This window comes from Microvirga sp. GCM10011540, assembly GCF_042650665.1.
Taxonomy (GTDB): domain Bacteria; phylum Pseudomonadota; class Alphaproteobacteria; order Rhizobiales; family Beijerinckiaceae; genus Microvirga; species Microvirga lenta.
The window spans coordinates 20,687-33,720 of the sequence record NZ_JBHSBQ010000125.1 but is presented as its reverse complement, the minus strand read 5'-3'; the positions used below and the strand labels follow the sequence as shown (position 1 = coordinate 33,720).

13 protein-coding genes are annotated in these 13,034 nt (G+C 68.2%); 3 read left to right on the top strand and 10 right to left on the bottom strand.

Annotated features, from left to right (window positions below; translation table 11 throughout):
• From ACFOYU_RS18370 to pal, 4 genes are all read right to left on the bottom strand, one after another.
• Positions 1-541 (bottom strand): ATP-dependent metallopeptidase FtsH/Yme1/Tma family protein (locus ACFOYU_RS18370; protein WP_377034715.1); only part of this gene is annotated, 541 nt, incomplete at its 3' end.
• Between the two features lie 127 nt (positions 542-668).
• The gene (tilS, locus tag ACFOYU_RS18365) at positions 669-1,712 is read right to left on the bottom strand and encodes a tRNA lysidine(34) synthetase TilS (RefSeq protein WP_377034714.1); all 1,044 of its coding nucleotides are present in this window, start codon (positions 1,710-1,712) and stop codon (positions 669-671) included.
• Positions 1,713-1,738: 26 nt separating this feature from the next.
• Positions 1,739-2,710, bottom strand: coding sequence for a tol-pal system protein YbgF (gene ybgF / locus ACFOYU_RS18360; RefSeq protein WP_377034718.1), 972 nt, complete (start codon positions 2,708-2,710; stop codon positions 1,739-1,741).
• 108 nt (positions 2,711-2,818) lie between these two features.
• The gene (pal, locus tag ACFOYU_RS18355; protein ID WP_226742244.1) at positions 2,819-3,319 is read right to left on the bottom strand and encodes a peptidoglycan-associated lipoprotein Pal; all 501 of its coding nucleotides are present in this window, start codon (positions 3,317-3,319) and stop codon (positions 2,819-2,821) included.
• 253 nt (positions 3,320-3,572) lie between these two features.
• Between pal and ACFOYU_RS18350 the strand changes: the two genes are divergently transcribed.
• Entirely contained in the window at positions 3,573-5,111 is a 1,539-nt protein-coding gene (locus tag ACFOYU_RS18350) for a phosphatidylserine/phosphatidylglycerophosphate/cardiolipin synthase family protein (protein ID WP_377034713.1), read from the top strand.
• A 47-nt stretch (positions 5,112-5,158) separates the two neighbouring features.
• Positions 5,159-5,776: an HdeD family acid-resistance protein gene (locus ACFOYU_RS18345; protein WP_377034712.1), complete on the top strand. Its 618-nt coding sequence runs from the start codon at positions 5,159-5,161 to the stop codon at positions 5,774-5,776.
• A 50-nt stretch (positions 5,777-5,826) separates the two neighbouring features.
• On the opposite strand, the gene tolB is transcribed toward ACFOYU_RS18345, so the two are convergent.
• The 4 genes from tolB to tolQ are packed head-to-tail and all read right to left on the bottom strand — an operon-like array spanning position 5,827 to position 9,533.
• Positions 5,827-7,161 carry a Tol-Pal system beta propeller repeat protein TolB gene (gene tolB, locus ACFOYU_RS18340; protein ID WP_377034711.1) on the bottom strand — a complete coding sequence of 445 codons (1,335 nt, stop codon included), beginning with the start codon at positions 7,159-7,161 and terminating at the stop codon, positions 5,827-5,829.
• Between the two features lie 25 nt (positions 7,162-7,186).
• Positions 7,187-8,308, bottom strand: a complete 1,122-nt coding sequence (tolA, locus tag ACFOYU_RS18335; protein ID WP_377034717.1) for a cell envelope integrity protein TolA — start codon at positions 8,306-8,308, stop codon at positions 7,187-7,189.
• A gap of 25 nt (positions 8,309-8,333) precedes the next feature.
• The gene (locus tag ACFOYU_RS18330) at positions 8,334-8,780 is read right to left on the bottom strand and encodes an ExbD/TolR family protein (protein ID WP_377034710.1); all 447 of its coding nucleotides are present in this window, start codon (positions 8,778-8,780) and stop codon (positions 8,334-8,336) included.
• A gap of 12 nt (positions 8,781-8,792) precedes the next feature.
• Positions 8,793-9,533 (bottom strand): protein TolQ, encoded by a 741-nt coding sequence (tolQ, locus tag ACFOYU_RS18325; RefSeq protein WP_226742249.1) that lies wholly within the window; start codon positions 9,531-9,533, stop codon positions 8,793-8,795.
• Positions 9,534-9,958: 425 nt separating this feature from the next.
• Between tolQ and ACFOYU_RS18320 the strand changes: the two genes are divergently transcribed.
• Entirely contained in the window at positions 9,959-11,470 is a 1,512-nt protein-coding gene (locus tag ACFOYU_RS18320) for a mannitol dehydrogenase family protein (protein ID WP_377034709.1), read from the top strand.
• Here ACFOYU_RS18320 and ybgC read toward each other — a convergent pair.
• The gene (gene ybgC, locus ACFOYU_RS18315) at positions 11,454-11,903 is read right to left on the bottom strand and encodes a tol-pal system-associated acyl-CoA thioesterase (RefSeq protein ID WP_377034708.1); all 450 of its coding nucleotides are present in this window, start codon (positions 11,901-11,903) and stop codon (positions 11,454-11,456) included. The two genes, ACFOYU_RS18320 and ybgC, sit on opposite strands and share 17 nt — an antisense overlap.
• A complete protein-coding gene (ruvB, locus tag ACFOYU_RS18310; protein WP_226742252.1) occupies positions 11,896-12,942 on the bottom strand; it encodes a Holliday junction branch migration DNA helicase RuvB in 1,047 nt (348 codons plus the stop codon). Before ruvB ends, ybgC begins: the two co-directional genes overlap by 8 nt.
• Positions 12,943-13,034 lie beyond the last annotated feature (92 nt).

Here is a 13,034-nt window from a genome sequence, read left to right as displayed (position 1 = left end):
ACTTCTGCGGATCGCGCAGAAACTCCACCACCTCCTGAAGGTCCTCCTTGGCCTCGTCGATGCCCGCCACGTCCTCAAACGTCACACGGCCATGCGCCTCCGTCAGAAGCTTCGCCTTCGACTTGCCGAAGCCCATGGCCCGGCCGGCGCCGTTCTGCATCTGTCGGGACAGGAAGACCCAGGCGCCGATGAACAGGGCGATGGGCAGGATGTTCATGAGGACGGCGATGAACCAGGGGGTCGAGTCCGACTGGGGCCGGGCCGTGATCTGGACGCCCTTCTGCTGCAGCTTCGACACCAGCATGGGGTCGTTCGGCGCATAGGTCGTGAAGGTGCGTCCGTCCGTGTAGGTGCCGCTGATCTCGGGACCGGAAATGACCACGTTCGAGATGCGCCCGGCATCCGCCTCGCTGAGGAGCTGGCTGTATGCGATATCGCCGCCGCCCGTCCGATGACCCGGGCTTTGGAACAGGGTCACGAGTGCCAGTACCAGGAGGAAGATGACGACCCACAGGGCGAAGTTGCGGAAATTTGAATTCATCGGATCAGATTCTGCCCCAGAGGGAGATGAAGCGCGAGGCGATCCCTCACGCGGCTAAAGTCAATGTAGGCACACGCTCCTCCCTTGCCAAGGGAATGAGGCGGGCATGGGGCATCATCTTTGGGGCTTATGGATAAGACATAGGCCTAACGCCCCGGCGGCGCGGCGGCTCCGGCCGGACGGTCAGTCGCCCGGACGGATCGAGCCGGACGAGCTGCCCCGCAACGGTCGCGCGCAGCTCCTCCCCGGCGCGGATCGCCTCCCGGAGCCGGCGCGTGCAGGCCTCGATCCGGTGCAGGCGGCTGGCTTCGAGGCGGGCGCCGCTCCTTTCGAGCATTGCGGTCAGCATGCGCAGGGCGATCTCGAACGGCTCCTCGGCAAGGCGTCCTGCCTCTAGGACAATCCCGTCCCCGTCGCCGGCCGCCCCGGCGAGCGACAGGGCCTCCCGCGCCTTGGCGTCCAGGGCCTCGTCCGCCTGTGCCAGCCGTTCGGCGAGGCGGGCGAGGCGCTCCGCCGTCAATCCCTCCGCCGCCAGCGCCGGCATGATTCCCCGCCAGCGCACCCGCGCGAAGGCCTCGTTGCGGTTGGAAGGATCATCGACGTAACGCCAGCCCTGCCCCTCGCACAGTCTCACCAGCGATGTCTTGGAGCAGGTCAGCAGAGGTCTCGCGTGGCGGACCCCATCCCGGTCCCGTTCGGCGCGCATGCCTGCGAGGCCCGCCAGTCCGGAGCCCCGCGCCATCCTCATCAGAACCGTCTCGGCCTGATCGTCCTGCGTATGGGCGGTCACCAGATGGGAGGCGCCCTCCTCCCGGGCCTGGTGGACGAGAAGGCGGTAGCGCGCCTCGCGCGCGGCCTCCTGCAGGCCGGTCCGGGGCTTGTCGCCTGTCCAGGCGAGGGTTCGGTGCGGCAGGCCCAGGGCGCCTGCCTCCCGCGCGACGAAGGCAGCCTCTTCGGCGGATTCCGGCCGCAGCCCGTGATCGACGGTGGCGACCAGGATGCGGGGCCGCGGCGCCCCGGCGCGCCAGCGGGCCAGCAGATGCATGAGAGCGATGGAATCGGGCCCGCCCGAGACGGCCGCCACGATGCCGCCGGCATTCCCGAGGGACGAAAAGAGACGGTCCAGCCCATCGCCGGACCAATCGGAATCAGATGGGGGGACGGCGGTCACGCGTCAGCGAGGTGCGGGCACGCCGCTCAACTGCACTTGGCGCGCTTCTGCTCGCGCTCGGCACCCTGGCGCACGGTGGCGGGAGCCTGGGGATATTTGCGCTCGATCTCCGCATAGACCGCGCAGGCCCGGTCGTGGGCTCCGAGCCCGCTGAGGGCGACCCCGAGCTTGAGAAGCGCCTCGGGCGCGCGGGCGGCGTCGGGATGGTCCGTCGAGACGTTCAGGAACTGCTCGGCGGCCTCGCGATAGCGGCCCCGCTGCAGATAGGTCTCGCCGAGCCAGTAGGAAGCGTCCGGCACCAGCTTGTCCCGGGGGTTGGACTGCAGAAAGCGGCGGAAACCCATTTCAGCCTGATCGAATTGCTGCCGGGTCAGGTAGGCATAGGCTGTCGCGTAGTCCGAACGGGGATCGCTGACGCTCGCGGCGGCGACGCTCTGGTCGGGGTTGGCGCGCAGGATCGCCCCGCCGGCGCCCTGGGGGATCGCCGAGGTGCGGCTGGCCGGGCTGAGGTCGAGCGGTCCACCGCCCGCGGCCATCTCGTCGCTCTCGATCAGCTCCTCGATGCCGCTCACGGCTCCTCTCGGGATCGGCATGGGGCTGACGGCGTCTGCCGAGGCCAGGGGCGCGGACGGGGGCGTGCTTCCGAGAGGAAGCGGCGCGCCGGGGGCGCCGGGCGCCTCCGACGGATCGAACACGTCGCTGCGCCGCTGCGGCTGGGCCTGGGGCTGCGCCGGGCGGGCGGGCGCGGCCGCCGGAGGCGCGGCCTTGGAGCCGCCGCGTCCCTCCTGAAAGCGGAACTCCACGTCCTCCTGGAACTTGCGGAGCTGCTCCTTGAGCTGGCGGTTCTCGAACTGGAGCTCCTCGATCTGTCCCGACATCTGCCGGAACTGGCTCTCCAGCCGGTTGATGCGAACGATGGCATCGGCGGCATCCTGCGCGGCGGCAGGTGCGGCCAGGATGGTGACGAAGGCGAAACAGGCGATCAGGCGACGAAACATCATGGATACCGTAAAGGTCTCAGTGACCGTGCCGATAACACATAAGCGCCGCCACGGCGATAATGTGGCGGCGCGCGATTGTTTCAGGCGGAAGCCCCTTCAGGCCTCTTACGCACCGGCACCCGCGCTGAGCACGGTGACCGCGCGGCGGTTCTGCGACCAGCAGGAGATGTCGTTGCAGACCGCCACCGGGCGCTCCTTGCCGTAGGACACGGTGCGGAAGCGCGAGGCGTCGATGCCGCGCGACACGAGGTAGTCGCGCACGTTCTGGGCACGGCGGGCGGAGAGCGAGAAGTTGTACTCGCGGGTGCCGCGCTCGTCCGCATGGCCTTCGATGATGAAGGTGTAGTTCGGATAGCGGCTCAGCCACTGGGCCTGCTTGTCGAGGGTCGCCACGGCGGTCGGGGTCAGGTCCGTCTGGTCCGTCTCGAAGAAGACGCGGTCGCCCACATTGACGACGAAGTCCTGGGCGCTGCCCGGAGTCGCCGCTCCGCCGGCCCCGAACCCGCCGGCTCCGCCAGCCATCTCATCTTTGTTGGACGAACACGCCGCCGCCCCGAGGGCGAGGACGATGGCAGCGGCGAATTTGACGGCGCGCAACGTCATCATTGGCAATACTCCTTACACATACGTCTGCCGAACGTTGTGTCTTCTATATCCGCGGATAGTTAAGGGAGGGTTCCATCAACCTTGATGGAGAGTTGAAGGATAAGGTGAATCGCGCCCGGGCCGAGAAACCTGGGCGCAGGGTTAATCGAGAGTGAATGCGGCAAGGAGGTGGCAACGGCCGCATCCTCTGCAACATTGTGCACAAGCTTGACCTTTGCGAGAGCCGAAAGGCCGTTTCGTGCGTTAAAGGGACATGGATACGACAACCGCTCAGCTCGCGAGCCTCGGCAACATCAGGCAGCACGGCTCCGGCGAACTTCGCCTGGAGCGTGCCTTCGCGCGCATCGCCGACAGCGACCTGCGCCTCGGCAATGCCGTGGCCCTGCTTCGCGATTCCCGGGAGAACTACCCGGCCTGGCTCGAAGCCATCCGGTCGGCCGAGCGGATCGTCCACTTCGAGAACTTCATCATCGCCGACGACGAGACCGGCGCCGTCTTCGCCGAGGCCTTCATGGAGCGGGCCCGAGCCGGCGTGAAGGTGCGGATCCTCTACGACTGGCTCGGCTCGACGACGCGGGCGCTGCCCCGGTTCTGGCGCAGGCTGCGGCAGGCGGGCGTGGAGGTGCGCGTCTTCAATCCGCCCCGGCTGACGGACCCGCTCTGGATCCGGCGCGACCACCGCAAGCTCATCACGGTCGACGGGCGGATCGCCTTCGTGTCCGGCCTGTGTATCTCGGACAACTGGGAGGGCAAGGACTCGGAAGAGCCCTGGCGCGATACGGGGCTGTCCCTGGAAGGCCCCGTCGTGGCGGACCTCGATGTGTCCTTCGCCGAGAGCTGGGCGCGGGCCGGTGCGCCGATCCCCCGGGACCAGCTCGTCGAGCCCGGCACCATCCCGATCGCCGGCACGGTGCCGGCGCGGGTGATCAACGGCCAGCCGGGGATGTTCCGCACCTACCGGCTCGACCAGTTCATCGCCGCGACCGCGCAGCGCAACCTCTGGCTCACGGACGCCTATCTCGTCCCCACCACGTCCTACATCCAGGCTCTGGGGGAAGCCGCCCGGGACGGGGTGGACGTCCGTCTGCTCGTGCCGGGCTCGAGCGACGTCCCGGCGCTCCAGCCCATCGTGCGGGCAGGCTACCGGTCCCTGATCGAGGCGGGCATCCGAGTGTTCGAGTGGAACGGGTCGATGCTCCACGCCAAGACCGCCGTCGCGGACGGGCGCTGGGCCCGCGTCGGGTCCACCAATCTCAACCTCGCGAGCTGGGCCACCAACTGGGAGCTCGACGTGGTGGTGGAGGACCCGACCTTCGCGGAAGCCATGGAGGCCATGTACCTGGAGGATCTGGCCAAAGCGACCGAGATCGTCCCCGGCTGGCAGGCCCGTCGCCGCCAGGCCCGGAACATGCGCTCCCGGCGCTCCGTGAAGTACAAGAAGGGCGGCGTGCGGCGGATTGCGGTCGGAGCGCTCGCGCTCAGCGGCAGCATCGGCAAGGCGGTCAACTCCAAGTCACTCACGGCGACCGAGGCCAGCAGCATCGCGATCATCGGCTTCGCCCTCCTGGCCCTGGCGATTCTGATCACACTCTTCCCGGTCATCGTCGTGTCGCCGCTGGTGATCGCCCTGGTCTGGTTCGGCGCCGCGCTCCTGATCCGCGCGTTCCGCCTCAAGCGCCGCATCCGCATCCGGCGCCGCAAGATGCGGCTCAGGCGCCGCCTGGCGAAAGTGAAGGAAATCAGCACCGCGCCGTCGGAAGACGAGAAAGCGGCTGCCAATCCGGAGTCTTGAATATATACCTTTCCGTTAGGGCATTGCCGCCTTCAAGGGAGACGACCATGGCGTCCGGGTATTCGCATCCCCACGAGTCCTTCGATCGCGCTCAGGCGATGAGCGCCCTCCTGGCGCAGAACTGGTGGGCGGTGGCCCTGCGCGGGGCTTTCGCCATCCTCTTCGCCCTCATCGCCTTCTTCTGGCCGGGAGCCGCGATCCTGTCCTTCGTGCTCTTCTTCTCGGCCTACATGCTCGTCGACGGGGTCTTCGCGATCGTCGCCGCCGTGCGGGCCGCCTCGCACCACCAGAGGTGGGGCCTCCTGGTGCTGGAGGGCATCGTGAACATCCTGGTCGGAATCGTCGCCTTCGCCTGGCCGGGGCTGACGGTGGTGTTCTTCGTCACCCTCATGGCGTTCTGGTCGCTGATCACCGGCATCCTGATGATCGTCGCCGCCTTCAAGCTGAACCCGACCTATGGACGCGGCTGGCTGATCTTCAGCGGCGTGGTCTCGGTCCTGTTCGGCATCGCCCTGCTTGTCGCGCCGCTCGTCGGCGCCGTGGTGCTGACCTGGTGGATCGGGGCCTATGCCCTGTTCTTCGGCATCGCGCTCCTCGTCCTCGCCTTCAAGCTGAAGGGGCGCAAGGACGACATGCCCGGCACGGCGGCGCCGCGCGGCGTCTGACCCGAAAACGAACGGGGCGCCCCGAGGCGCCCCGCTTTCGTCATGGCCGCTTACCGGGTCTCGCTCAGGAGCGGGGACCAGGTGGGGTCCGACGCGAAGGACGGCGTCGGCACGGGCAGCTCCACGCGGCCGGTGATGTCCACCATGTAGAGCTTGCCGCCCGCCTGCCCGCCCGGATCGCGGAAGAACAGGATGTACTGGCCGTTGGGCGCCCAGGTCGGGCTTTCGTTGTGGAAGCCTTCGGTCAGGATGCGCTCGTCGGAGCCGTCCGGCTTCATGATGCCGATGGCGAAGCCGCCCGCGCGCTGCTTGGTGAAGGCGATGTAGTCGCCCCGCGGCGACCAGGCCGGCTGCGAATAGGCGCCCTCGCCGAAGGAGATGCGGCGCTGGTTCGAGCCGTCAGCGTTCATGGCGTAGATCTGCTGCTTGCCGCCGCGGTCGCTCTCGAACACGATCTGGCTGCCGTCCGGCGAGAAGGACGGCGAGGTGTCGATGGCGGCCGTCGAGGTGAGCCGGGTCGTGGCGCGCGAATTGAGGTCCATCATGAAGATGTTCGCGTTGCCGCCCTGCTGCAGGCTCATGACGATGCGCTGCCCGTCCGGCGAAAAGCGCGGGGAGGAGGCCATGTCGGGGAAGTTGCCGAGGATCTGGCGCGAACCGGTCTCCAGGTTGATCACCTGCACGCGCGGCTGCTGGCCTTCCGCCTGGGACATGTAGGTGATGTCCTGGGTGGCGGGCGAGTAACGGGGGGTGACCACGAGGTTCTCACCCTGCGTGAGGTAGCGGACGTTGGCGCCGTCCTGGTCCATGATCGCCAGGCGCTTGCGGCGGTTCTCCTTCGGGCCCGACTCGTCGACGAAGACGATGCGGGTGTCGAAGAAGCCGCCGAAGCCGGTGATCTTGGAGTAGACCGCGTCGGAGATGATGTGGCCGACCCGGCGCCAGAAATTGGCGTCCGTCACGTATTGCTGGCCGGTGAGCTGCTGGCCGGACTCGATGTCCCACAGGCGGAACTCGGCCTTGAGGCGGCCTGCGGGGTCGCGCGAGACGCGGCCCGTCACCAGCGCCTGGGCGCCCGCCGCCCGCCAGGCCTCGAAGCGCGGCGCGGCGTCGAAGGACGGGCGCTCCGGGAAGCGCGACGGGTCGAGCGGCGCGAAATAGCCCGAACGCTGCAGGTTGTTGCCGATGATGCCGGACACCCGCTGCCCGAGATCGCCCTCACCGGAGAAATCCGCAATGGCGATGGGCATGGGCTGGAACTGCCCGCCGGGTCCGACGCGGAAGCTGAGCTGCGCATGGGCCGCCGGAGCAAGCGCGGCGAACGGCACCGCAATGGCGAGCGCGAGGAGAAGGCGGGACACAAGACGATGGATCATGGGGGTCATGTCTCAAGCGTGAGGGGCTTTAAGATCAGGAAAGGTCGAACTGAACGTTCAGGGTTTTCCAATCCGTATAGAACGGAGCGAACTTGGCGGGGACGCGGAAGGGCGCGCAGCGGCGCACGGCGCGCAGGGCCGCATCGGCGACGGCCCGGTCGGTGGAGCTCGCGCCGGCCTGGAGCACGGCCGGATCCCGCATCAGGGAGCCGTCCTCGTTGAGGCGGATGTCGATGACCGGAGGGGTGGCCGTGCCGGTCGAGGCGCTGATGGGCGCCGTGTAGCAGCGCTCGATCTGCTCGCGCAGGAGACCCATGAGCGCGTCGCGCATGCTCGGATTGAGCTTCGCGGCCGTCCCCGTGGCGGTGCCGAGGGAGGCGGTCTTCTGGACCTCCGCCCCGGTCGTGCCGGTGGACTGGTTGCGCTCCTTGTTGTCGAGGAACTGCCGGATGTCGCCCATGTCGAGCTTCTTGGCGACCTGGGCCTCCTTGCGGGCCTTCGCCTCGGCTTCCGCCTTGGCCTTGGCCTCCGCGATCTTCTTGGCTTCCGCTTCGGCCTTCGCTTTGGCCTCCGCCTCCGCCTTGGCTTTCGCCTTGGCCTCCGCGACGGCCTTGGCCTTGGCTTCGGCGTCCGCCTTGGCTTTCGCTTCCGCCGCGGCCTTGGCCTTCGCCTCGGCCTCCGCCTTGGCGGCCTGCGCCTTCTCGATGGCTTCGGCCTCGGCCTTCTCGGCCAGTTTCTGCTGCTCCTCGGCCCTGGCTTTCGCCTCGGCTTCGGCCTGGGAAGGCTGCGGCGGCGGGGGCGGCGGTGGAGGCTGGGCCACGACGGGCTCCTCCTTCTCGGCCACCTTCATCTCCTCGGGACGCTTCGGCGGGGCCGGCGCGTCGCGCGTGTCCTCGCCGGGGTCGCGCTGCTCGACCTTGTCCGCGACCCGGTCCGCCCGGGGCTTGGGGGTGGGCAGGACCTCCTTGGCGGTCTGCTCGCCCTTGGTGATCTGCGAGAACTGATTGTCGGTGATGATCTCGACCGGGATGCCTTCCTGCGCCTCGGGGAACTCGCTGACGGAGGACAGCCCGACCATGGCGGCCGCCAGGATCGCCGCATGCGCGACGCCCGACACCCAGAGGCCCGGTTCGGAGGGGTTGAATTTCGGCTTCAACGCCACGGCTGTCTGTCTCCCTCGCCTATCGCTGATCGGGTTCCGTCACCAGGGCGACGCGCTTGTAGCCGGCCGAGGTGACGATCGACATGATCTGGGCCACGCGCCCGTAATCCACCTGCTTGTCGCCGCGCACGAAGATGCGTTCGTCGAAGCCGCTCTTCGCCACCTCCGCGAGCTTGCCGACGATCGCGTCGTCGGTCAGTTCGTCCTCGGCGAGGAAGACCTGGCCCGTCTCCTTGATGGAGAGGGTCACGGGCTTCGAATCCATGTTCAGCGGCGCCGCCGTCGTCTGCGGCAGGTCGAGCGGGACGCCTGCGGTCATCATCGGCGCCGCGACCATGAAGATGATGAGGAGCACCAGCATCACGTCGATGAACGGCGTCATGTTGATCTCGTTGATGACGCCTGCGCGCCGGGCCCGCCTGCGGCGGCGCCCGCCGCCGCCCGCCATGCCTGCACTCGTTGCCATGGCCCAGGCCCCTTACGCTGCGTTCGCCGGATGATGAGACGCGTGTCCGATGCGCTCGTCGATCTGGCGGGAGAGGATGGCGGAGAATTCGTCGGCGAAGCCCTCGAGCCGCGACTGCAGCTTGCCGACCTCGCTTTGCAGCTTGTTGTAGGCCAGAACCGCCGGGATGGCCGCGAACAGGCCGATGGCGGTGGCGAACAGCGCCTCCGCGATGCCCGGCGCCACGACGGCGAGGCTGGTGTTCTTGGAAGCCGCGATGGAGGTGAACGAGTTCATGATGCCGACCACCGTTCCGAAGAGGCCGATATAGGGTCCGGCGGAGCCGATGGAGGCGAGCACCGTGAGGCGGGAATTGAGCCGCTCCACCTCACGCTGGATGGTGACGTCGAGCACCTTGTCGATGCGCTGGGGCAGGCTCTGGAACGAGCGGCCCGAGCCCTCGAAGGAACGCTTCCACTCGCGCATGGCGGCCACGAAGACCGCCGCGAGGCCGGTGGAGGGGCGGTTCTGGAGCGAGCGGTAGAACTCCTCCAGGGACTGGCCGGACCAGAACACTTCCTCGAAGCGGTCCATGGCGCGCTTGGTGCGTCCGTAGAGCAGCGTCTTGTCGACGATGATCGCCCAGCACCAGATCGAGGCCGCCAGCAGGCCCACCATGACGAGCTTGACGACGAAATGGGCCTGCCAGAACAGGCCGAAGAGAGACATGTCGTGCACCACAGGGGCAGCCTGGGCCACATCAGCCGGATTCATGATCTCATGTCCTCGCTCTACGAGCAGCCTTGGAGCCAAGGCTCACCGCGCATTAGGAAAATCTTTTTGCGTATCAATGTTCGTTCGCCCCCGAATCTGTCGAAAATAAGGGCGCACGGACTTTGGGACGCAGAAGCGCTCCTGCGTTACATGTTAAGCACACAGTAGGGTTAAGGCTTGGTTTAAGCGCTGTTTCGGCGCATGGGACAGCATGGCGCGACCACGCCCCGAACCGCCTGAAAAGGACCGGCTTTCCCGCGATTTCTGGCCTTCGCACGGCCTCTCGAATGCTTTGGACGCCGGTCGGAAATGCGCCCGGCGCATTCTCTGCCCAGCTTCACGCCATCGCCTTTGCAGCGCGACTCCGTCGCAGCCCGCAGGTCTGCTATAGCCCTCTCCTCCTCTCTCATTCGACCGACAAGCCCATGATCCAGTCCTTGAGCCTCGCGACCCTCGACACCCTTGCGCCCGCGGTCGCCCGCCCGGCCTATTCCCGCGAGGCGCTGCGGGCCGGCATCCTCCATATCGGCGTCGGCAATTTTCATCGGGCGCATCAGGCGGTGTATCTGGACGACCTGTTCAACACCGGCCGGGACCTGGACTGGGCCCTCGTCGGCGCCGGGGTTCGCTCCGGCGATGCGGCCATGCGCCGGGCGCTGGAGGCGCAGGACTGGCTCACCACGGTGGTCGAACTCGAACCCGGCGCCCATGCGGCGCGGATCACCGCCGCCATGACCGGCTTCGTGCCCGTGGGCGAGGATGCCCGCGCCATCGTCGACGCCCTCGACGATCCGGCCCTGAGGATCGTGTCGCTGACGGTCACGGAGGGCGGCTACTGCATCGATCCCGCCACCGGCGCCTTCGATCCGGAGCATCCGGAGATCCGGTACGACGCGGCACATCCCGACGCTCCGAAGGGCGTGTTCGGCGCCATCGTGGCCGCCCTGCGGCGGCGCCGGGACCGGGGCCTGCAGCCCTTCACCGTGATGTCGTGCGACAACATCCCCCACAACGGCGCTGTGACGCTGGATGCGGTGGCGGGGCTCGCCGGGCTCATGGACCCCGGCCTTGCCGCCTATATCCGCGAGCGCGTCGCCTTCCCCAACAGCATGGTCGACCGCATCACGCCGGCCACCACCGACCGGCAGCGCGAGCTCCTCGCCGGACGCTTCGGCATCCGGGACAACTGGCCGGTCTTCTGCGAGCCGTTCCGGCAATGGGTGCTGGAAGACCGGTTCTCGGCCGGGCGGCCGGCATGGGAGGAGGTTGGCGTGACCTTCACGCCCCATGTGGCCGCGTTCGAGCTGATGAAGATCCGCATCCTCAACGGGGGACACGCGGCCATCGCCTATCCGGCCGCCCTGCTGGGCATCCACTACGTTCACGACGCCATGGCGGACCCGCAGGTGCGGGGCTTCCTCGACAGGCTGGAGACGGAGGAGATCATCCCGTGCGTGCCGCCGGTGCCGGGGGTCGATCTTCGCGCCTATTACGGGATCGTCGCGACACGCTTTTCCAACCCGGAGATCGGCGACACCATCCCCCGGCTCGCCCAGGACGGCTCGAACCGGCAGCCGAAATTCATCCTGCCCTCGACCCGCGACCGCGTGCGCATGGGCGCCGACGTGACGGGCCTCGCCCTGGTCTCCGCCCTCTGGTGCCGGTCCTGCGCCGGAACGGACGATGCGGGCGCACCCTTCACCCTGGACGACCCGAACGCCGCCCGCCTGACGGCCGCCGCCCGGGCCGCCAAGGACGATCCGGCGGCCTTCCTGGCGCTCAGGGACATCTTCGGGGATCTGGCGGAAGCCCCGGCCTTCCGGGACCGGTTCGGAGCCGCGCTGGCAGGCCTGTGGCGGGACGGGACCCGCGCCACCCTGCAACGCTACCTGGACGGCACCCTCGCCTCGATTTCGGAGGCTAGGCCTCTCCGGTGAGCGCCGCCCGCAGATTGTCGGGGATGCGCACGGCCCGGCCGTCGCGCACGGCGGCCACCATCACATCGGCGGTGACGAGCACGTCGTTGCCCCGGCGCACCTCCTGCGCCAGCGTCATCGACGCGCCGCGCATCTCCTTCGGCCGGGTCACGACGGTGAGCACGTCGTCCATGACGGCGGCGCCCAGGAAATCGATGGTCATCTTCCGGACCACGAAGGCGAGGCCGCCCGTCTCCGCGTGCAGGTCGGACTGGGCCACCTCGACCGCCCGCAGCAGCTCCGTGCGGCCCCGTTCCAGGAACCGCAGATAGCTGGCGTGATAGACGCGGGCCGAGAAATCCGTGTCCTCGTAATAGACGCGCACGGGCAGCACGTGGGCGCCGTCCCGCATGGCGCCCGAGAGATGCGGCCAGGAGGCCGTCGCCTCATTCATCCCCGTCTCCGTTGAACAGCCCGAACTGCGCCGCCGTCTCGCGGGAGGGCTCCGGGATGCCGAGATGCTTGAAGGCATGAGGCGTGAGGATGCGGCCGCGCGGGGTGCGCTGCACGAAGCCCTTCTGGATGAGGTAGGGCTCGATGATGTCCTCGATGGCGTCGCGGGGCTCGGACAGGGCCGCCGCGATGGTCTCGATGCCCACGGGGCCGCCGCCGAAGGACGAGGCGATCATGGTCAGGTACTTGCGGTCCATGAGGTCGAGCCCGATGGGATCCACGTCGAGAAGGCGCAGGGACCTGTCCGCCAGCTCGCGGGACACGATCTCGGCCCCCTCCACGATGGCGAAGTCGCGCACCCGGCGCAGCAGGCGGCCCGCGATGCGGGGCGTGCCGCGGGCGCGGCGGGCGATCTCGTTCGCGCCCTCCTCGCTCATGTTCAGCCCCATCACCCGCGCCCCGCGCCGCACGATCAGCTCAAGCTCGTCTACGGTGTAGAATTCGAGCCGGATCGGGATGCCGAAGCGGTCACGCAGGGGGGTGGTGAGGAGGCCCGCGCGGGTTGTGGCGCCGACCAGGGTGAATTTCGGCAGCTCGATCTTCACCGAGCGCGCGGCCGGCCCCTCGCCGATGATGAGGTCGAGCTGGTAGTCCTCCATGGCCGGATAGAGGATTTCCTCCACGGCCGGGTTGAGGCGGTGGATCTCGTCGATGAAGAGCACGTCGCGCTCTTCCAGGTTCGTCAGCTGCGCCGCCAGGTCGCCCGCCTTGGCGATGACCGGACCCGAGGTCGAGCGGAAGTTCACGCCCAGCTCGCGGGCGACGATCTGGGCCAGCGTGGTTTTTCCCAGTCCCGGCGGGCCGACGAAGAGCACGTGGTCGAGGGCGTCGCCCCGCGTCTTGGCGGCGTTGATGAAGACCTGGAGATTGGCCCGCGCGGCCTTCTGACCCGTGAAATCGTCGAGCGACAGCGGCCGGATCGACGCGTCGACGTCGTCCTCGCGCTTTTCGGGGCTGAGCAGGCGGCGGGAATCGGTCAAGGAAACGTACCCTTCGGAAGGCTTGGATATGGGCGTCCTGATCTCATACGCCAATCCTTAAAAAGATCAAAACGGGAACGAAAAGACCGGGC